The following is an 18,014-nucleotide window of genomic DNA, read 5'->3' as shown; positions in this document are numbered from 1 at the left end:
ACTTGAAGGCGTAAGCAACGTGGGAGACCCTATGCCTTCAATTCTCTAAGTCAATAGGTTGTGACCAAGTTGTTTGTGTGGGGTTTTTCTGTTGTTGGCTTCAGGAGTTGAAGACTTCGGGGTTCAGTGCAGGCGCTGGCTGATCACCTTTGACACTCCGTCGCCCTGCATCGACACCCCGTAAAGGGCGTCGGCCACTTCCATGGTCCTTTTCTGGTGAGTGATCACGATCAGCTGGGAACTCTCCTGGAGTTCCTTCATGATCCCGATCAGGCGCTGGAGATTGGTGTCGTCCAGCGCCGCCTCCACCTCGTCCATGACGTAGAAGGGGCTCGGGCGCGCCTTGAAGATCGCCACGAGCAGGGCCACCGCCGTCAGCGAGCGCTCGCCGCCCGAGAGGAGCGACAGGCGCTTGACCTTCTTGCCCGGCGGGCGGGCCTCCACGTCCACGCCGGTGGCCAGCATGTCGTCCGGGTCCGTGAGGACCAGCCGGCCCTCGCCCCCGGGGAACAGCCGGGAGAAGACGCCCTCGAACTCGCGCGCCGTGTCGTGGTACGCCGCCGTGAAGACCTCTTCGACCCGCTTGTCGACGTCCTTCACCACCTGAAGGAGGTCGCTGCGGGTCTTCTTGAGGTCCTCCAGCTGTTCCGAGAGGAACTGGTGGCGTTCCTCCAGTGCCGCGAACTCCTCCAGGGCGAGCGGGTTGACCTTGCCCAGCTGCTGGTAGGCGCGCTCGGCCGCCTTCAGACGCTTTTCCTGCGCCGTGCGGTCGTAGGGGACGGGCCGGTTGCGGGGGTGCTCCGGGTCGTCCGGCAGCTGCTCCCCCTCCGCCGGGGGCGAGGGGGGTACGGGCTGGTCGGGGCCGTACTCGGCCACCAGGACGGTGGGTTCGACGCCCAGCTCCTCCAGCGCCTTCGCCTCGAGCTGCTCGATGCGCAGCCGCTTCTCCGCGCCGAGGACCTCGCCGCGGTGCACCGAGTCGGTGAGCTTGTCCAGCTCGGCCTTGAGATCGCGGGACGCGTTGCGCTCGGCCGTCAGCTCCCGCTCCCGCTCGGCCTTGGCCGACTCGGCGGCCTGCCGCTCCTCGTCCGCCCGCAGCACCGACGCCTCGACATGGGCGAGCAGCTGACGTGCTCCCGCCGCCACCGCGGAGGCGACCTCGGCCTCGTGGCGCAGCCGGGCCCGGCGCTGCTCGGCGCGGGCCCGTGCCTCCCGCTCGGCGCGGGCGGCGCGGTCGAGCCCGTCCGCCCGCCCGGCCAGCGCCTTGACCCGCTCCTCGTGGGTACGGACCTGGAGCCGCGCCTCCATCTCGGTCTGGCGTGCGTTGGCGCCGTCGGCGGCCAGGCGGTCGCGGACGGAGGTGTCGGGCTCGTCGCCCTCGTCGTCGAGGCCCAGCTCCTCGGCCGCGGCGAGGCGCTCGGCCAGTTCACGGGCCTCCTCGGTGGCCTGTTCCAGGGCCTCGCGGGCCCGGTCGGCCGCCGCGGCCGTGCGCTCGGCCTCGCCCGCCGCGGCCTTCGCCTGGCCGGCGAGCCGGCCCAGCACCTGGGCGGCCTGCGACTTCTCGCGGTCCGCGGCGCTGCGCCGGGCCGCCAGCTCGTCGACGAGCGCGGCACAGCGGGCCCGGTGCTCGACGGCGGCCTGCCGGGCCGCGGCCAGCTCGGTGCAGCGCGCGTCCAGCTCGGTCAGCTCGGCCGCCGCCTCGTCGACGGCCGCCTGCACCTCCAGCAGGCTGGGTGCGCTGTTCGAGCCGCCCTGGGCGAAGTGGGCGCCGAGCAGGTCGCCCTCGGCCGTCACGGCGGTCAGCTCCGGGTGCAGGGCGACCGTGTGCTCGGCGTCCTCCAGGGTGTCGACGACCACGATGTCCCGCAGCAGCCTGCGGACCGCGGGCATCAGCTCGGCGGGGCCCCGCACGAGGTCCGCCGCCGGGGGGCGGCCGCCGGGGGCCGGGCCGACCGAGGGCTCGGGGGCGTCGGTGAGGAGCAGGGTCGCGCGGCCCGCGTCCTCCTTCTTCAGCAGGCGCAGTGCCTCGGCGGCCGCCGCCGGGGTGGTGACGGCGAGGGCGTCGGCGGCCGTGCCCAGGGCTGCGGCTACGGGGAGTTCGTATCCGGGGGTGACGGAGAGGAGTTCCGCGGCCGGGCCCAGGAGGCCGGCCAATCGTTCCTTCGCAGACAGCAGCGCGCCCGTGCCGTCCTTGCGACGGAGGCCGAGGGCCAGGGCGTCGTGACGGGCGGTGATCGCGGCGCGGCGGCGTTCGGCCTCGGCGGCGGCCTCGCGGGCCTCGTTGAGGGCGGTCTCGGCCTCGACGAGGGCGGCTCTGGCGTCCTGGTGACGTCCGGTCAGCTCGGCGTCGTCGGCGTCGGTGCCGTCGGCTTCGGCCTGGTGGCGCTCGTACTCCTCGGCGGCCGCCGCCGCGCGCTCGGCGGCCTCGTCCCGGGCCGCGGCGAGGCGGCCGATCTCGGCCTCGGCGGAGGCGGCCCGGCCGCGGGCCGCGGTGACCCGGCCCTGCAGCCGGGCGAGCTGTTCGCGGCGGTCGGCGATCGCCCGGGCGGCGTCCCGGAGGCGGCGTTCCTCCTCGGCCAGTCGGCGTTCGAGGTCGGCGCGGTGCCGGGAGGTGTCCTCCAGGGCGCGGCCTGCCGCCTCCAGCGCGGCCTCGAGTTCGGCCTCCTGCTCGCGGATGCGGGCGGCCTCGCGCTCCAGGTCCTCGGGGTCGCGACCGCGGCGCTCCTCGGCGGGGGCGCCGGTCGCGCTGGTGACGCGGGCGTCGGCGAGGCCGATCGTGCCGCGCACGCGCTCGGCGAGGCGGGACAGCTCGTACCAGGTCTGCTGGGCCTCGGCCAGGCGCGGCGTCAGCCAGCGGACCTGTTCCTCCAGGGCGGCCTCGCGGCGGGCGGCCTCGCGCAGCTCCGTCTCGGCCGCCTCCTTGCGGGTCTTGAGGGCGGCTTCGTCGGCGATCTCGGAGCGCAGCGCCTCGCGCAGGGCGACCAGGTCGTCGGCGAGCAGCCGCAGCCGGGCGTCGCGGAGGTCGGCCTGGATGACGGCGGCGCGGCGGGCGACGGCGGCCTGCCGGCCGAGCGGCTTGAGCTGGCGGCGCAGCTCGTCGGTGAGGTCCTGGACGCGGGCGAGGTTGGCCTTCATCGCGTCGAGCTTCCGCAGCGCCTTCTCCTTGCGCTTGCGGTGTTTGAGGACGCCGGCGGCCTCCTCGATGAAGGCGCGGCGGCCCTGGGGGTCGGCGTGCAGGACGGAGTCGAGCTGGCCCTGGCCGACGATGACGTGCATCTCGCGGCCGATACCGGAGTCGGAGAGCAGCTCCTGGATGTCGAGGAGGCGGCAGGTGTCACCGTTGATCTGGTATTCGCTGCCGCCGTTGCGGAACATGATCCGCGTGATGGTGACCTCGGCGTACTCGATGGGCAGCGCCCCGTCGGAGTTGTCGATGGTCAGGGAGACCTCGGCGCGGCCCAGCGGGGGGCGGCCGGTCGTCCCGGCGAAGATGACGTCCTCCATCTTGCCGCCGCGCAGCGACTTGGCGCCCTGTTCCCCCATGACCCAGGAGAGGGCGTCGACGACATTGGACTTCCCGGAGCCGTTGGGGCCCACGACACAGGTGATGCCGGGTTCGAAGCGCAGCGTGGTGGCAGAGGCGAAGGATTTGAAGCCGCGCAGGGTCAGGCTCTTGAGGTGCACGCGGAAGGACTCTACCGTTCATCTCGGTTTCACCCCGGAAGCTCCAGGGCACATCATGCGTGAGGCGACGGCGATTTTTCGGGGGGCGGCCGGGATACGACGAAGGGACGCCGAAGCGTCCCTTGCAACTGCTAACTCTCTAGCGGCTGACGGTTCAGCCCGACCTCTGGGTCCCCGGGGCAGGGCACAGGTCAGGCGAGCGCAGGCTCCGCCTTCGATACGTCGATGCTGTCGAGCAGCGAGTCACCGTGGTGAGCGGCGGCAGTCAGCGCGTCGTTCTCGGCCTGCATCCGGATGAGCTCGGATTCGAGGTCCTGGACACGCTGCTGGAGCCGTCGCATCTCGGAGAGGACTCGGGGGTCGGAGCCGCCGACGTAACCGAGAAGCGCCTTTGCCATGATGGATGGTCCTCCACACTGAGTGACCGACCGAAGCGGTGTGGGTCGTGAGGGATTCGCACCCGCGGTGTCTGCCATCGTGACGTGCGGTGTTTCAATGCCAAACAGCTAAGGTGCGCGGGGCTTCCAGAGTCTCACCAAATGGTTTGACGGTCAACACGATCACACCCCGTATCCGCAGGCGTCCCGGGGGTGCGCACGGTTATCCGTGCCGCATTCCGCACCCGGGGCCCGAGGGGCGTAGAGATCATCCGTTGAGAGGCAGCCTTCCACGATGCAGCCGAGTTGGCAACCATCAGGCAATATCCGTTCTTCGCATATGCCAGCGGCATATTAATCGCGACTCCCCGGACACTCCCCCGTCGTACCGGAATCCGATTTTCGTGCCGCATGCTCATCGCATCTCGAAGCCGTCGTAGCCCCCCTTGGGGGTCGCCCAGAGTTCCGTGACGCCGTCCACGCGCCCGGGCGTGTCGCCCGTCCGCAGCCAGTCGAGCAGCTGTTCGCACTCCTGGCGGGAGCCCTCGGCAACCACCTGGACGCGGCCGTCGGGCAGGTTCGAGGCGAAGCCGATGAGATCACCGATGCGCAATGCGTTGGCCCGAGTGAACCAACGAAAGCCAACACCCTGCACATGTCCACGGACCCACGCCGTGAGACGGACATTCTCGTTCATGTCTGCACGTTAACCGGCCAATTACATAAGCAGCACTTCGGCCCCGCGTCCCGTGCCGTACAGTCGCGGCCACATAAGGCTCCCCCGTACGAGTGACGCATTTTGCCGCCGAACACGTGAGGAAGACAGCGGATGGGTCGCCATCGACGCTCTGCCCGCGCGACCGCCGACGACCCGGCAGTCCCCGCCCATAAAGTCCGGCCTCCTCTGACGAGCAAACCGGCCGGCGTGCCCGCCCCCGAGGACCCGGCCGAGGCGATCACCCAGCCCATCCCCGTCATTCGCACCGGCCCCACGGGCGCCGGGCGTCACCGCAGCCCCCACAGACCCAGGCGGGCCAAGGCGGGCCGGACCGCCAAGACCGTGGCCGAGAAGGGCAAGGCGCTCCGGACGGCTCCGGCCGCCCGCCGGACGGGCCTGCTCGGGGCCTCGGCCGCGGTGGCGATGAGCGCCGTCGCCATGGTCTCCGGCCTGCTGCCCGGCAGCGTCTTCTTCGTCGACGGCGGCGCCGGACCCTCGACCGGCCTGGGCGCCAGCGGTCAGGTGCGGGCCGACGGCCCGCACGCCGAACCCGAGCGGCCCTCCCGGCCCACCACGGCCGCCGACCGCGCCGGCGCGCAGCAGCAGGACCGGCAGGCACGGCCGGAGCGGGCGGCGCAGGCCGTGCCTGCCGGCTCCGACGCCCGGGCCGCGGCCCCGGACCGGGCCGCTCCGGAGGACCGCGGGGACGTCCCCGTGAGCAGGAGCGCCGAGCGGCCGCCGCCCTCGGTACCGTCCTCCGCGCCGCCCCCGTCCGGGAGCACCGGCCCGGCCGGCCGTCCGGGGCACGGGGCCCCCCGGACCGCCGGCTCGGTCGCCGCCGCGGCAGCCGTCACCGCGGTCACGGAGCGCGGCTCCGCCGCCGACGACGGCACGGCCGTGCGGGCCGCGGCGCTGGCCGACCCCCATTCGGCCGCGGCGCACCTGGTGCTGACGCTGGTCAACGCCGAGCGGGCGAAGGCGGGCTGCCGCCCGCTGCGGGCCGACTCCAGGCTGAGCAGGCTCGCCCAGTCGTTCAGCGACGACATGGCCAAGCGCAGCTTCTTCGACCACACCGACCCGGACGGCAAGTCCCCCTGGGACCGGGCGGCCAGGCGCGGCATCAAGAACCTCGGCGGCGAGAACATCGCCCGCGGCCACCCGGACGCGCAGACCGTGATGGACGCCTGGATGCACAGCAGCGGCCACCGCGCGAACATCCTCAACTGCGACTACCGGAGCATCGGCGTCGGTGTGCAGCACGGGGGCAACGGCCCTTACTGGACCCAGGACTTCGGCTACTGACGCGTATGCCGCGAGCCGCGGTGCCCGGGCCGGGCACCGCGGCTCGCGGCATACGGACGGTCAGACGGCGGCGCGGCCCGCGGCGTAGATCCGGGCCTGCTCGGCGACGCGGCGGCCGAGCTGCTCGGCGGTGGCTATGTCGGCCTTGTGCACACCCTCAGGGCCCTGGTCGTTGTCGGTCTGGGCACCGGCGCCGAGGAAGAAGCCCAGGCGGTTGAGGTCGTTCTCGGAGGCCGTGGAGCTGTTCCAGCCGGGCAGCATGCCCAGGCCGACCCAGTGCATGCCGTGCTGGGCCGCGAGGACCGAGAAGAACTGCAGGGTGTGCAGCTTGTCACCGCTCTTGGAGGCGGAGTTGGTGAAGCCGGCGGCGATCTTGTCCTGCCAGGCGCGGGTGAACCAGCGCTTGGCGGTGGCCTCGGCGAAGACGTGGAAGGCGCCCGAGGCGGTGCCCATGTAGGTGGGCGAGCCGAAGACGATCGCGTCGGAGGCGTCGAGCTGCTCCCACTGCGCGTCGGTGATCTCGGCAACGTTGATCAGGCCGGCGGTCGCGCCGGCCTCGGCCGCACCGGCCCGGACGGCCTCGGCGAGCACGGCGGTGTGGCCGAAGCCGGAGTGGTAGGCGATGGAGACGACGGGCGTGGTCACAAGGGGCTCCTGAAAAGCTGGGGCGCTGACTGGGTGACGAAAGGAAAGCACTAACTTTTGGAAAGCGCAACCCTCGGGTTAGCGCTGTGCAGGAGTATGGTGTTTCCATGACGACGACCGACGGGACCACGGGGGAAGCCCGCCACTGCGGAGCCGACGAGCAGCTGCCCTTCGACGTCTTCGCGCGCAACTGCCCGTCGCGCGAATCCCTGGGACACATCACCGGGCGCTGGGGCAGCCTCACCCTCGGCGCCCTCGCCGAGGACACCCTGCGCTTCAACGAACTGCGCCGCCGCGTCGAGGGCGTCAGCGAGAAGATGCTCTCCCAGACCCTGACCGCGCTGGAGCGCGACGGCCTCGTCCACCGCGAGGCCCAGCAGACCAATCCCCCACGCGTGGACTACCGGCTGACGCCCCTGGGGCAGGAGGTCACCGCGCGCCTGATGGGGCTGATCGGTCTCGTGGAGGCGAAGATGCCGGAGATGCTGGCCGCGCAGCAGCAGTACGACGCCGGGCGCGCCTGAACTCCCGCCCGGCGCAGGTCAGGAGGCGGTGCGCGGCGGGCGCTGGCAGCGCGGGCAGAAGTAGCTGGAGCGGTTCATCCACGGGCGCCTGCGGATGGGCGTCCCGCAGCGGCGGCACGGCTCGTCCTCGCGCCCGTAGGCGTCCAGCGACCGGTCGAAGTAGCCCGACTCGCCGTTCACGTTCACGTAGAGGCTGTCGAAGCTGGTGCCGCCGGCGGCCAGCGCCTCGTTCATGACCTCGCGGATGTGGGTCAGCAGCTCGGCGGTGCGCGGGCGGGTCAGGCCCGCGGTGGGACGGTCGTAGTGCAGCCGGGTGCGCCACAGCGCCTCGTCGGCGTAGATGTTGCCGATCCCGCTGATCAGCGACTGGTCGAGCAGGGCCCGCTTGATCGTCGTCCGGCGCCGGCGCAGCGCCGTGTGGAAGGCCGCGTCGTCGAAGGCCGGGTCGAGCGGATCCCGGGCGATGTGCGCGATGACGTCCGGAAGGCTCTCGGGATCCCCCGGCACCGTGTCGTGGAGCGACAGGCCCCCGAAGGTGCGCTGGTCGACGAAGCGCAGCTCGGTGGCCTCGGCGTCGGCGAAGCGCAGCCGGACGCGCAGGTGCTTCTCGTCGGGCGAGCCCTGGGGCTGGACGAGCAGCTGACCGCTCATGCCGAGGTGCGCCAGCAGGGCGCGGTCGGGCACACCCCCCATGGGCTCGACGGGCAGCCAGAGGTACTTGCCCCGGCGCCGGGCCGGGCCGAGCCGGTGCCCGACGAGCCGGGCGGCGAAGTCCTGCGGCCCGGCGAGGTGCCGGCGGACGGCCCTCGGGTGCAGGACCTCCACCGCGGCGACCGTACGACCGCAGACCCAGCGCTCCAGGCCGCGCCGTACGACCTCGACCTCGGGCAGCTCGGGCACGGCAGTCCTCCGGAGGGAAGAAGAGAGAAGAGAAAAAGGGCGGGCCCGCGGTGCATGTGCACCGCGGGCCCGCCCGGGGTTCAGCTCGCCGCGCCCTGCGCGCCGGAGGACTTGCCGTCCCCCGCCGTGCCGGCTTCGGCCGCGGCCTTCTCGGCCGCGATGCGGGCTTCCGCCGCGCCGTTGATGGCGCGCCAGGCGGACTCCGCCGCCTGCTGCTCCGCTTCCTTCTTGCTGCGGCCGGTGCCGGTGCCGTACGCGACACCACCGACGCGGGCAGCAGCCGTGAAGGTCTTCTCGTGGTCGGGACCGGTCTCGGTGACCAGGTACTCCGGCACGCCGAGGCCCTCGGTGGCGGTCAGCTCCTGGAGGCTGGTCTTCCAGTCCAGGCCGGCGCCGAGGTTCGAGGACTTCTCGATCAGCGGGTCGAAGAGCCGGTGCACCAGCTCCGCGGCCGCGTCGAGACCCTGGTCGAGATAGACCGCGCCGATGACGGCTTCCAGGGTGTCCGCGAGGATCGATGCCTTGTCCCGGCCGCCCGTGCCCTCTTCGCCCCGGCCGAGCCGGATGAAGGAGCCCAGGTCCAGACCGCGGCCGACCTCCGCCAGTGCGCGGGAGTTGACCACGGCCGCCCGGAGCTTGGCCAGCTGGCCCTCGGGCAGGTCGGGGTGAATGCGGTAGAGCGTGTCCGTGACCACCAGGCCCAGCACGGAGTCCCCGAGGAACTCCAGCCGCTCGTTGGTGGGCAGACCGCCGTTCTCGTACGCGTAGGAGCGGTGCGTCAGTGCACGCACCAGAAGGGCGGTCTCGAGTTTGTACCCGAGCCGCCCTTCCAGAAGCGTGTGAGACGAGGCCGCGTCCGTCGGCGCCGATCCTGATTCAGATCCGGATCCATTCCCGCGGCTGCGGGACGGTGTAGTGGCGTCTGACATGAAGCCTGTCACCCGCCGATCAGACCGCGAGGACCTGGCGCTTGTTGTAGGTGCCGCAGCTGGGGCACGCGATGTGCTGCTGCTTCGGCTCGTGGCAGCGCTCGCACGCCACCAGGGGGGTGACCGCAGCCTTCCACTGCGACCGGCGGTGGCGCGTGTTGCTGCGCGACATCTTCCGCTTCGGAACAGCCACGGCTACTTCTCCTGTGAGTCATCCCCGTTGGCACGGGGTGCGTTGTCCTTCTCGCCGTCCATCTCGGATACGGCGAGTCCCTGCAGTGCCGCCCAACGGATGTCGAGGGCGTCGTGGTGGTGGTCCGGGTCGTCCGCCAGCCGCGCCCCGCACTCGGAGCACAGGCCGGGGCAGTCTTCCCGGCACACCGGCTGCAGCGGCAGTGAGAGCACCACCGCATCCCGCAGCACGGGTTCGAGGTCGAACAGGTCGTCCTCGAGGAAGAGCATGTCCTCCTCATCGTCCTCGGCGTCGTCGTCCGTGGCCACGATGCGGCCCCGGGCGTCGGCGTCGGGGTAGGAGTACATCTCCTGGAAGTCCGCTTCGAACTCTCGCTCCAGCGGCTCCAGACACCTTACGCACTCCCCGGTGAGCGGTGCACGGGCGGTGCCTGTGACGAGCACCCCTTCCATGACCGACTCAAGCCGGAGATCGAGCTCCACAGTCGCGCCCTCGGCCACACCGATGACCTCGATGGCGAGGTCACGGGGGGCCGGGACCGAGCGGGAGAGCCTCTTCAGCGCACCGGGACGCCGGCCCAGCTCGCGTGTATCGAACACGAGAGGGGAACGGGGATCAAGGCGGGCGTTCAGGGCTTCCTGCTTTCTACGCTGCGGTGACGGCGACCACCGGTGTGACACGCGGTGGGCAGCCCGGATCGCGGACGTACGCGCGACCGAAGAGCCAGGATACTGGACGGGCCGCCGTGGGCCCAATCCGCACCCGGGTGGGAGCGGGGTGGGGACGGGGTCCTTGCCGCTCAGGCAACCACCTACTAGTTACTAGCAGGTGGTTGCCTCACCCAACGTAACCAGTAGGTGACGTTCAGTGCCCCTGCTCATACCTGCGGAGCTGCTCCAGGTCGATCATGCTCGTGTCGAAGAAGCTCGTCTCGTCCAGCGCTCCCGCGCCCGTGCGACCCGGCACGGGCTGCTGCTGGTGGGGGGCGTGCTGGGGCTGGTGGGGGTGCTGCTCGGCGTAGCCGCCGCCCCCGTAGCCCTGGACGGCGTCCTGGGCGGGCCAGGCGTAGGGGTCGTGCTGTGCGTAGCCGCCCTGGACCGCGTACGGGTCCGCCTGGGGCGGGTAGTGCTGCTGGGGTGCCTGCGGATAGCCGTACGCGGGCTGCTGACCGTACTCGGCGGCGGGGGCGGCGTAGGCATCCCAGGCCGGCTGCTGGGGCTGCTGCGGAGCGCTCACGGGCTCCTGGGGGGCGGCCAGCTCGGCAAGGAAGTCGGCGTCGCTGGTGCGGTGGCCCTGTGCCGGGCCGGCGTGCTCGGCCAGAGCGCCCAGCTCGTCCGTGGGGCGGGCGCCCAGCAGCTTCTCCCGGCCCTTGCCGACGGCCTCCAGGGTCTTGGCCAGCACGGCCGAGACGGCGCTCAGCTTCGCGTCCACGTAGGCGTCGGCGCCGTGCCGCTGGGTCCCGGGGTCGGTGCTGCGCTCGGGGGCGTCGGCGGCCAGGCCCTCGGGGTCGGGCACGTCGGCGCCGGGCAGGCCGAGCAGCTTCTCGCGGCCGCGCTCCACGGAGCCGATGGTCTTGGTGAGGACGACCTCGAAGTTGGCGAGCTTGCTGTCGACGTAGTCGTCGGCCCCGGCCCGGATCTCCTCGGCCTCCCGGCGGGCCTCGGCGAGGATGCGGTCGGCCTCCTCCTGGGACTGGCGGGCGACCTCGGTGCCGGAGATCAGCGAGCCGCGCTCGGCCCGCGCGGACTCGAGGATCCGCTCGGCCTCCACGCGGGCGTCCGCGACCAGCTGCTCCCGGCCGCCGATGACCTCCCGGGCCTGGGCGAGGGAATTCGGAAGGGCGGCGCGGACCTCCTCCAGCAGCGCGAGCAACTCGGCCCGGTTGAGGACGCAGGAGGCCGACATGGGCATGGAACGGGCGCCGGCGACGGTCGTGACGATCTCGTCGAGCTTCTTCTGGACGTCCACCTTGGCGATCGCCGCCTTCTTGAATTCCGAGGGGCCTCGCGGCCGACGGGAACGAACGGGCACGACTGTACGCCGCCGGACTGCCGCCGAACGTCACCGACGGTCAGTCGGATTCCCGTCGCTGCGCGAGCCGTTCGTTCAGTGCGCCCAGGACCTGCGGCGGCACCAGGTGCGAGACGTCGCCGCCCCAGGCCGCGACCTCCTTGACCAGGCTGGAGGAGAGAAAGCTGTAGGTGGGGTTGGTGGGCACGAACAGCGTCTCGACGCCCGAGAGGCCGTTGTTCATCTGGGCCATCTGCAGCTCGTAGTCGAAGTCGCTGACGGCCCGCAGGCCCTTGACGATGGCGGGGATGTCGCGCTGCTTGCAGAAGTCGACGAGCAGGCCGTGGAAGGACTCGACCTGCACGTTGCCGTACTCGGCCGTGACCTGCCGCAGCAGCTCTATCCGCTCGTCCACGGTGAACAAGCCCTGCTTGGACTTGTTGATCATCACGGCCACGTGCACGACGTCGTACAGCCTGGAAGCGCGGGCGATGATGTCGAGATGTCCATTGGTGACGGGGTCGAACGACCCCGGACAGACGGCGCGGCGCAACGGTGGTTCCTCGCTCTCCGGTCCATTCATGACGTGCCTGTTCCCGGTGCGGCAGGGCACGCCGAGGCGGCGCGACCGTACCAAAGCGTCCCCTCGCCGTAGCGACGGGCCCTCAGTGCGTCGAAGCCGTCGGGCCAGCGGAATTCCCCGCCCCTGGTGCTCCGCTCCACAGTGACGAGCGCATCGTCGGCGAGCCACCCCCTGGTGCGGAGTGTGAGCAGGATCTCCCGAAGATCATCATCGGTGACGGCGTACGGCGGGTCGAGGAAGACCACGTCGTACGGGGCTGCCGGGGGCGGACCGGCCACGGTCTGCTCGGCCTTGCCGGTGCGCACCTCCGCGCCGGGCAGGCCGACGGCGCGCACGTTCTCCCGGATGACGCGGACCGCGCGGGCGTCGGCCTCGACCAGCAGGACGTGCTCGGCGCCGCGCGAGAGGGCCTCCAGGCCGACCGCGCCCGAGCCGCCGTACAGGTCCAGGACGCGGGTGCCCGCCAGGGTGCCCAGCACGGACACCCAGGTGGAGAAGAGGCCCTCGCGCGCCCGGTCGGACGTGGGGCGGGTGCCGGTGCCGGGCGGTACGGCCAGGCGGCGGCCGCCGGCGGCGCCGGCGATCACGCGGGTCATGGGTCTTGGCGTCCTTCGCGGTGTGGTGACGGGGCGGCGGCCCGGCATGGAGGCGCCGCCGCCCCATCAGCCTATGGCGTCGACGGTCGGGCGGCGCCACGCGGGCGCGGGGCGCGGGGCGGGCTCAGCCCTTGTCCAGGAACTGCTCCCGCTCCTCGTCGAGCAGCGCGTCCAGCGCCGTGCGCAGCGCGGGCAGCCGCTCCAGCTCGGGGTCGTCGGCGACGACCGCGGCGGCCTCCTCGCGGGCCGCCGCGATGACCTCCTCGTCGTCGATGACCGCGAGCATCCGCAGGGAGGACCGGACGCCGGACTGCGCCTGGCCGAGCACATCGCCCTCGCGGCGCTGCTCCAGGTCGATCCGCGACAGCTCGAAGCCGTCCAGCGTCGCCGCGACCGCGCCCAGCCGGGCCCGCGCCGGGCTCGCCTCCGGCATCTCGCTCACCAGCAGGCAGAGGCCGGGCGCGGAGCCGCGGCCGACGCGGCCGCGCAGCTGGTGGAGCTGGGAGACGCCGAAGCGGTCCGCGTCCATGATCACCATGACGGTGGCGTTCGGGACGTTGACGCCGACCTCGATGACGGTCGTGGCGACCAGCACGTCCACCTCGCCCGCGGTGAACCGGCGCATCAGCTCGTCCTTGGCGTCCGGCTGCATCCGCCCGTGCAGGACCTCCACCCGCAGGCCCCGCAGGGGGCCCCGGGCCAGCTGCTCGGCGACGTCCAGGACGGCCAGCGGGGGCCGCTTCTCGGCCTCGTCCTCGGCAGACTTCTTCTTCGGCTCCTCCTCGTCGCCGATGCGCGGGCAGACGACGTACGCCTGGTGGCCGCCCTCGACCTCCTCGCGCACCCGCTCCCAGGCGCGGGCCAGGAAGTGCGGCTTGTCCTTGGCGGGCACCACGTGGCTGGCGATGGGCGAGCGCCCGGCGGGCAGCTGGTCGAGGACGGAGGTCTCCAGGTCGCCGAAGACCGTCATGGCGACCGTGCGCGGGATCGGTGTGGCGGTCATCACCAGCAGGTGCGGCGGTTGCCTGCCCTTGGAGCGCAGCGCGTCGCGCTGCTCGACGCCGAAGCGGTGCTGCTCGTCGACCACGACCAGGCCGAGGTCGTGGAACTGGACCTTGTCCTCGATCAGCGCATGGGTGCCGACGACGATGCCCGCCTCGCCCGTGACCAGGTCGAGCAGCGCCTGGCGGCGGGCGGTCGCGCCCATGGAGCCGGTGAGCACCACCACCTTGGTGCCCTGCTCGGCGCCGCCCAGCATGCCGCCCTCGGCCAGCTCGCCCATCATCTCGGTGATCGACCGGTGGTGCTGCTGGGCGAGCACCTCGGTGGGGGCGAGCATCGCGGCCTGGCCGCCCGCATCGACGACGCCGAGCATGGCGCGCAGGGCGACCATGGTCTTGCCGCTGCCGACCTCGCCCTGCAGCAGCCGGTGCATGGGGTGCTCGCCGGCCAGGTCGTCGAAGATCTCGGCGGAGACCTTGCGCTGCCCGTCGGTGAGGGTGAAGGGCAGCTTCGCGTCGAAGGCGTCGAGCAGGCCGCCCTCGACGGGCTTGCGGGGCACGGCGGGCAGCTGGGCGTCCGCGTGCCGGCGGCGGGCCAGGGCGACCTGGAGGACGAACGCCTCGTCCCACTTCAGCCGGGCCCGGGCGTCCTCGATGTCGGCCTTGGTGCGGGGCCGGTGGACCTTGCGGAAGGCGTCCGGCAGCGGCAGCAGCCCGCGGCCCTCGCGCAGGGCGGCGGGCAGTGGGTCGACCAGGCTCTCCCAGCCGCTCGCCTCCATGGAGGCGAGGAGGACGTCGACGGCGTTGGAGATCTTCCAGGACTCCATCTTGGAGCAGGCCGGGTAGAGCGGGATCAGCTGGTTGGCCCACGCCTCCACGGTGTCGGCGCCGCTGTCGCTGCCGAGCATCTCGTACGCGGGGTGGGAGAGCTGGCGGATGTTGCGGAAGGTGCCGACCTTGCCCGCGAACATGCCGCGCCGCCCGGGGACCAGCTCCTTCTGGTGGTGGTAGATCGACCGGCCGAAGAAGACCAGCTGGAGCCGCCCGCTGCCGTCGGTGAGGGTGACCTCCAGGCGCTGCCCGCGGCCGTTGTTGAACTTGTGCACCCGGGCGTCGGAGACCTGTGCGACGACGGTGACGTGCTCGTCCAGCGGCAGGTCGGCGAGCCGGGTCAGCTCGCCGCGCTCGGCGTAGCGGCGCGGGTAGTGGTGCAGCAGGTCGCCGGCCGTGTGCAGGCCGAGGTGCTCGGCCAGCACCTTCGCGGTGTTGCCGCCGAGGGTCTTCTTGAGGGGTTCTTCGAGCGCGGGCACGAGACCCATTGCACACCACGCCGCTGACAACCGGGCCTATTCGATGCCGATGAGCAGCGGCGCCGACTGCTGTCCGCCGCGGTAGACCACCGTGTCCACGGCGAGGTGACCGCGGCGCACGTGCCTGCGCAGGCGGTCGGCGACGGCGTCCGGGACGCCGGCGCCCAGGACGAGCGTGACCATCTCGCCGCCCGCGGCGAGCATCCGGTCCAGCACGGTCTCCGCGGTGGCGGCCAGCTCCGTGCCGATGACGGCCACGTCGCCGTCGATCAGGCCGAGCACGTCCCCGGCCTGGCACACGCCCGCCATGGTCCAGGACTGCCGCTCGGCCACGCACAGCTCGGCGTAGCGGGTGGCCCCGGCGGCGGAGGTCATGGCGACGACGTCCTCGTCGAAGCGCCGGTCGGGCTCGTGGACGGCGAGCGCGGCGATGCCCTGCACCGGGGAGCGGGTGGGGATCAGGGCGACGCGCACGCCCTCGGCGCGGGCCTGCTCGGCGGCAGCGGCGGCGGTGTGCCGCAGCTCGGCGTCGTTGGGCAGCAGCACCACCTCGTGGGCGTGGGCGCGCCGGATCGCCTCGACCAGCTCGCCACTGGCCGGTGGCTCGTGCGGCCGTACGGGCACCACGGTCGCCCCGGCCTCCGTGCAGAGCCCGGCCAGGCCCTCGCCCGGCACGAGGGCGACGACGGCCCGCTGGGCGCGCTCGCGGACCGTGCGTTCCTGCCGGGCGGCGCCGAAGTGGGTGATGCGGATCCGGTGCGGCCGGCCGGCCTCGATGCCCGCCTCGACGGCGGCGCCCGCGTCGTCGACGTGCACGTGGACGTTCCACAGGCCGTCGCCGCCGACGACGACGAGGGACTCGCCGAGGGCGTCGAGCCGGTTGCGCAGCCGGGTCACGGCCGCGTCGTCGGCGTCCAGCAGGTAGATCACCTCGAAGGCGGGCCCGTCGCCCTTGGCCCCCTCGCCGCCCGCGCCGGTGCCGAGGTCGGCGGGGCAGCCGGTGTGCGCCCACGCGCGCTCGCCGCGCTGCGGGGCCGCCACGGCGGGCGGGTGCGGGGCGGGCGCTCCGCCCGCCAGCGCGCCCGCCAGCGCGCCCAGGACCTCGACCAGGCCCATGCCGCCCGCGTCGACCACTCCGGCTTGCCCGAGGACGTCGAGCTGCCCGGGGGTGGCCGCCAGGGCCGTGCGGGCCGCCTCGTACGCGGCGCGGGCGACGGCCGCCCCGTCGCCCGCGGCGGCCGAGGCGGCGTCGGCGGCCGCCGCGGCCACGGTGAGCACGGTGCCCTCGACCGGGCGGGCCACGCCCTCGTAGGCGGACTCCACCGCGCGCCGCAGGGCCCGCCGCAGCAGCCCGGCGTCGCGGCCGCCGGTGCGGTGATCCTCGTCACCGGGGGCCGCGAGGACCTCGGCCATGCCGCGCAGGAGCTGCGCGAGGATCGTGCCGGAGTTGCCGCGGGCCCCTATGAGCGCGCCGTGGGCCATGGCCAGGACGGCCTCGGCGAGGCCGGGGCGGGAGCCCGGGCCGGTGGTGGCGTGCCCGTCGAAGACGGCCTCCACGGCGCGGGCGGCGGACTCGACGGTCAGGTAGAGGTTGGTGCCGGTGTCCCCGTCCGCGACCGGGTAGACGTTGATCGCATCGATCTCCTCACGCGCGCGGCCCAGCGCGTCGAGCGCCAGCGCGCACCAGGCGCGTACCGCCTCGGCGTCGAGGGGGCACCCCCGGACCGAGTCTGGGGGAGTGTGCGGCACCTGTGTCCTCCTCGGACTCTCGGGCTGTGGGCAGTGCTGGAGCAGAGTAGTCCCGCCGGGTCCGGGGCCGGGGCGGCCGGGCGGGGTCCGGGGCGGTCATGGTAGTTTCGTTGTCCAGGAGCGGTCGTTGTATGCTGCTCCGGTTGCCTGACGAGAGTCAGGCGTTCCCCTGGCAAGCCAGTCACCTACGACCCGGCACGCCGGGATTTCCCGTAAGTGCATCTGAAGTCTTTGGAGTGACCCGTGGCTGCCAACTGCGACGTCTGCGGCAAGGGGCCGGGCTTCGGCAACAACATTTCGCACTCGCACCGCCGTACGTCCCGTCGCTGGAACCCGAACATCCAGCGTGTGCGTGCCGTGGTCGGTCGGACGCCGAAGCGCCTCAACGTCTGCACCTCGTGCATCAAGGCCGGCAAGGTCTCGCGCTAACTAGCTAGTAGCGCGGCAGCCTCGCCGCCCTTGAAAGCCGGTTCACCTTGGTGGACCGGCTTTTTGCTTTTCCCCACCCCGCCCCTTCCCGTAACCGGGGCTTCGCCCCGGACCCCATTGACAGATTCTGGGGGCTCCGCCCCCAGCCCCCCCGTTCCGGGGTCAAATTCAGCCCCTCCGGCGTTTGAGGAGCGGGGGTCCGGGGGCGGAGCCCCCGCCCTGCGGCGGAGCTGCATATCGGTTACTGCGGGAAGGGGCGGGGCTGGGGAAAGAGCCAGCCGTGGTGCACCGGGCCGATGCCCGCACCCAGGGGGAAGCCCGCCGCTATCGCGCCGGTGACGTAGTCCTTGGCCGAGGCCACCGCCGTCGGCACCGCGTGCCCGTGCGCCAGCCCCGCCGCAATGGCGGAAGCCAGCGTGCACCCCGTCCCGTGCGTATGCCGGTTGTCATGCCGCGGCGCCCGCAGCCAGTGCTCCTCCGAGCCGTCGGTCAGCAAGTCCACCGCATCGCCCGCCGCCAGGTGCCCGCCCTTCACGAGCACCCACCGCGGCCCGTACGCCAGCACCGCCTCCGCCGCCCGCCGCAGGTCCGCCTCGGACGTCACGCGTACGCCCGTCAGCCACGCGACCTCGTCGAGGTTGGGCGTGGCCACCGTCGCGACCGGCAGCAGCTTCGTGCGGACCGCGTCGAGCGCGGACGCCGCCAGCAGGGCGTCGCCGTGCTTGGAGATGCCCACGGGGTCGACGACGACGGGGGCGGTCACGTCCGCGAGCAGCCCGGCCACGGTCTCCACCAGCTCCGCCGAGGCGAGCATGCCCGTCTTCACGGCCTGGACGCCGATGTCGTCGACGACGCTGCGGAACTGGGCGCGCACGGCCTCGGCGGGCAGCGGCCAGGCCCCCTGGACGCCCAGGGAGTTCTGGGCGGTGACGGCGGTGAGCACGCTCATGCCGTGGGTGCCGAGCGCGAGCATCGTCTTCAGGTCGGCCTGGATGCCCGCACCGCCGCCGGAGTCGGATCCGGCGACGGTCAGCACCCTGGGGGGTAGGGAAGGCATCCCCCGA

Annotated in this window: 17 protein-coding genes; 3 read left to right on the top strand and 14 right to left on the bottom strand. The window is 72.7% G+C overall.

The window, feature by feature from the left end; genetic code table 11:
* Positions 1-123: 123 nt before the first annotated feature.
* The 3 genes from smc to AC1Z4A_RS23885 all read right to left on the bottom strand — a co-directional run bounded on the left by smc (position 124) and on the right by AC1Z4A_RS23885 (position 4,758).
* Positions 124-3,684 (bottom strand): chromosome segregation protein SMC, encoded by a 3,561-nt coding sequence (smc, locus tag AC1Z4A_RS23895; RefSeq protein WP_483681893.1) that lies wholly within the window; start codon positions 3,682-3,684, stop codon positions 124-126.
* A 191-nt stretch (positions 3,685-3,875) separates the two neighbouring features.
* A complete protein-coding gene (locus tag AC1Z4A_RS23890) occupies positions 3,876-4,082 on the bottom strand; it encodes a hypothetical protein (RefSeq protein ID WP_483681892.1) in 207 nt (68 codons plus the stop codon).
* Between the two features lie 394 nt (positions 4,083-4,476).
* The gene (locus tag AC1Z4A_RS23885) at positions 4,477-4,758 is read right to left on the bottom strand and encodes an acylphosphatase (protein ID WP_483681891.1); all 282 of its coding nucleotides are present in this window, start codon (positions 4,756-4,758) and stop codon (positions 4,477-4,479) included.
* 228 nt (positions 4,759-4,986) lie between these two features.
* On the opposite strand from AC1Z4A_RS23885, the gene AC1Z4A_RS23880 reads away from it, so the two are divergent.
* The gene (locus AC1Z4A_RS23880; RefSeq protein WP_483681890.1) at positions 4,987-6,081 is read left to right on the top strand and encodes a CAP domain-containing protein; all 1,095 of its coding nucleotides are present in this window, start codon (positions 4,987-4,989) and stop codon (positions 6,079-6,081) included.
* Positions 6,082-6,141: 60 nt separating this feature from the next.
* Here AC1Z4A_RS23880 and AC1Z4A_RS23875 read toward each other — a convergent pair whose 3' ends face one another.
* Positions 6,142-6,726: a flavodoxin family protein gene (locus AC1Z4A_RS23875; RefSeq protein WP_483681889.1), complete on the bottom strand. Its 585-nt coding sequence runs from the start codon at positions 6,724-6,726 to the stop codon at positions 6,142-6,144.
* 107 nt (positions 6,727-6,833) lie between these two features.
* Between AC1Z4A_RS23875 and AC1Z4A_RS23870 the strand changes: the two genes are divergently transcribed.
* Entirely contained in the window at positions 6,834-7,250 is a 417-nt protein-coding gene (locus AC1Z4A_RS23870) for a winged helix-turn-helix transcriptional regulator (RefSeq protein ID WP_483681888.1), read from the top strand.
* A gap of 18 nt (positions 7,251-7,268) precedes the next feature.
* On the opposite strand, the gene mutM is transcribed toward AC1Z4A_RS23870, so the two are convergent.
* The 9 genes from mutM to AC1Z4A_RS23825 form a co-directional block, all read right to left on the bottom strand.
* The gene (gene mutM / locus AC1Z4A_RS23865; protein ID WP_483681887.1) at positions 7,269-8,150 is read right to left on the bottom strand and encodes a bifunctional DNA-formamidopyrimidine glycosylase/DNA-(apurinic or apyrimidinic site) lyase; all 882 of its coding nucleotides are present in this window, start codon (positions 8,148-8,150) and stop codon (positions 7,269-7,271) included.
* A gap of 80 nt (positions 8,151-8,230) precedes the next feature.
* Entirely contained in the window at positions 8,231-9,079 is an 849-nt protein-coding gene (gene rnc / locus AC1Z4A_RS23860) for a ribonuclease III (RefSeq protein WP_483681886.1), read from the bottom strand.
* A gap of 19 nt (positions 9,080-9,098) precedes the next feature.
* Positions 9,099-9,272 (bottom strand): 50S ribosomal protein L32, encoded by a 174-nt coding sequence (rpmF, locus tag AC1Z4A_RS23855; protein WP_086575354.1) that lies wholly within the window; start codon positions 9,270-9,272, stop codon positions 9,099-9,101.
* Between the two features lie 2 nt (positions 9,273-9,274).
* Positions 9,275-9,871 (bottom strand): YceD family protein, encoded by a 597-nt coding sequence (locus tag AC1Z4A_RS23850; protein WP_483681885.1) that lies wholly within the window; start codon positions 9,869-9,871, stop codon positions 9,275-9,277.
* Positions 9,872-10,136: 265 nt separating this feature from the next.
* A complete protein-coding gene (locus tag AC1Z4A_RS23845) occupies positions 10,137-11,240 on the bottom strand; it encodes an ATP synthase F0 subunit B (protein WP_483683703.1) in 1,104 nt (367 codons plus the stop codon).
* A gap of 103 nt (positions 11,241-11,343) precedes the next feature.
* Positions 11,344-11,835: a pantetheine-phosphate adenylyltransferase gene (gene coaD, locus AC1Z4A_RS23840; RefSeq protein WP_483683702.1), complete on the bottom strand. Its 492-nt coding sequence runs from the start codon at positions 11,833-11,835 to the stop codon at positions 11,344-11,346.
* Positions 11,836-11,861: 26 nt separating this feature from the next.
* A complete protein-coding gene (gene rsmD, locus AC1Z4A_RS23835; protein WP_483681884.1) occupies positions 11,862-12,461 on the bottom strand; it encodes a 16S rRNA (guanine(966)-N(2))-methyltransferase RsmD in 600 nt (199 codons plus the stop codon).
* A gap of 124 nt (positions 12,462-12,585) precedes the next feature.
* Positions 12,586-14,781, bottom strand: a complete 2,196-nt coding sequence (gene recG, locus AC1Z4A_RS23830) for an ATP-dependent DNA helicase RecG (RefSeq protein ID WP_483681883.1) — start codon at positions 14,779-14,781, stop codon at positions 12,586-12,588.
* 27 nt (positions 14,782-14,808) lie between these two features.
* Positions 14,809-16,521 carry a DAK2 domain-containing protein gene (locus tag AC1Z4A_RS23825; RefSeq protein ID WP_483681882.1) on the bottom strand — a complete coding sequence of 571 codons (1,713 nt, stop codon included), beginning with the start codon at positions 16,519-16,521 and terminating at the stop codon, positions 14,809-14,811.
* Between the two features lie 243 nt (positions 16,522-16,764).
* On the opposite strand from AC1Z4A_RS23825, the gene rpmB reads away from it, so the two are divergent.
* Positions 16,765-16,950, top strand: coding sequence for a 50S ribosomal protein L28 (gene rpmB / locus AC1Z4A_RS23820; protein WP_003957616.1), 186 nt, complete (start codon positions 16,765-16,767; stop codon positions 16,948-16,950).
* Positions 16,951-17,191: 241 nt separating this feature from the next.
* Here rpmB and thiD read toward each other — a convergent pair whose 3' ends face one another.
* On the bottom strand, positions 17,192-18,007 hold the full coding sequence (gene thiD, locus AC1Z4A_RS23815; protein ID WP_483681881.1) for a bifunctional hydroxymethylpyrimidine kinase/phosphomethylpyrimidine kinase: 816 nt from the start codon (positions 18,005-18,007) through the stop codon (positions 17,192-17,194).
* Positions 18,008-18,014 lie beyond the last annotated feature (7 nt).

This window comes from Streptomyces sp. 17_S59, from assembly GCF_056930295.1.
This window is presented reverse-complemented; position numbering and strand designations above follow the sequence as displayed.

Bases quoted from the DNA above. Each gene is read 5' to 3' on its own strand.
- AC1Z4A_RS23890 (WP_483681892.1), bottom strand. From the start codon at position 4,082: ATGGCAAAGGCGCTTCTCGGTTACGTCGGCGGCTCCGACCCCCGAGTC.
- AC1Z4A_RS23885 (WP_483681891.1), bottom strand. From the start codon at position 4,758: ATGAACGAGAATGTCCGTCTCACGGCGTGGGTCCGTGGACATGTGCAG.
- AC1Z4A_RS23870 (WP_483681888.1), top strand. From the start codon at position 6,834: ATGACGACGACCGACGGGACCACGGGGGAAGCCCGCCACTGCGGAGCC.
- rnc (WP_483681886.1), bottom strand. From the start codon at position 9,079: ATGTCAGACGCCACTACACCGTCCCGCAGCCGCGGGAATGGATCCGGA.
- rsmD (WP_483681884.1), bottom strand. From the start codon at position 12,461: ATGACCCGCGTGATCGCCGGCGCCGCCGGCGGCCGCCGCCTGGCCGTA.
- recG (WP_483681883.1), bottom strand. From the start codon at position 14,781: ATGGGTCTCGTGCCCGCGCTCGAAGAACCCCTCAAGAAGACCCTCGGC.
- thiD (WP_483681881.1), bottom strand. From the start codon at position 18,007: ATGCCTTCCCTACCCCCCAGGGTGCTGACCGTCGCCGGATCCGACTCC.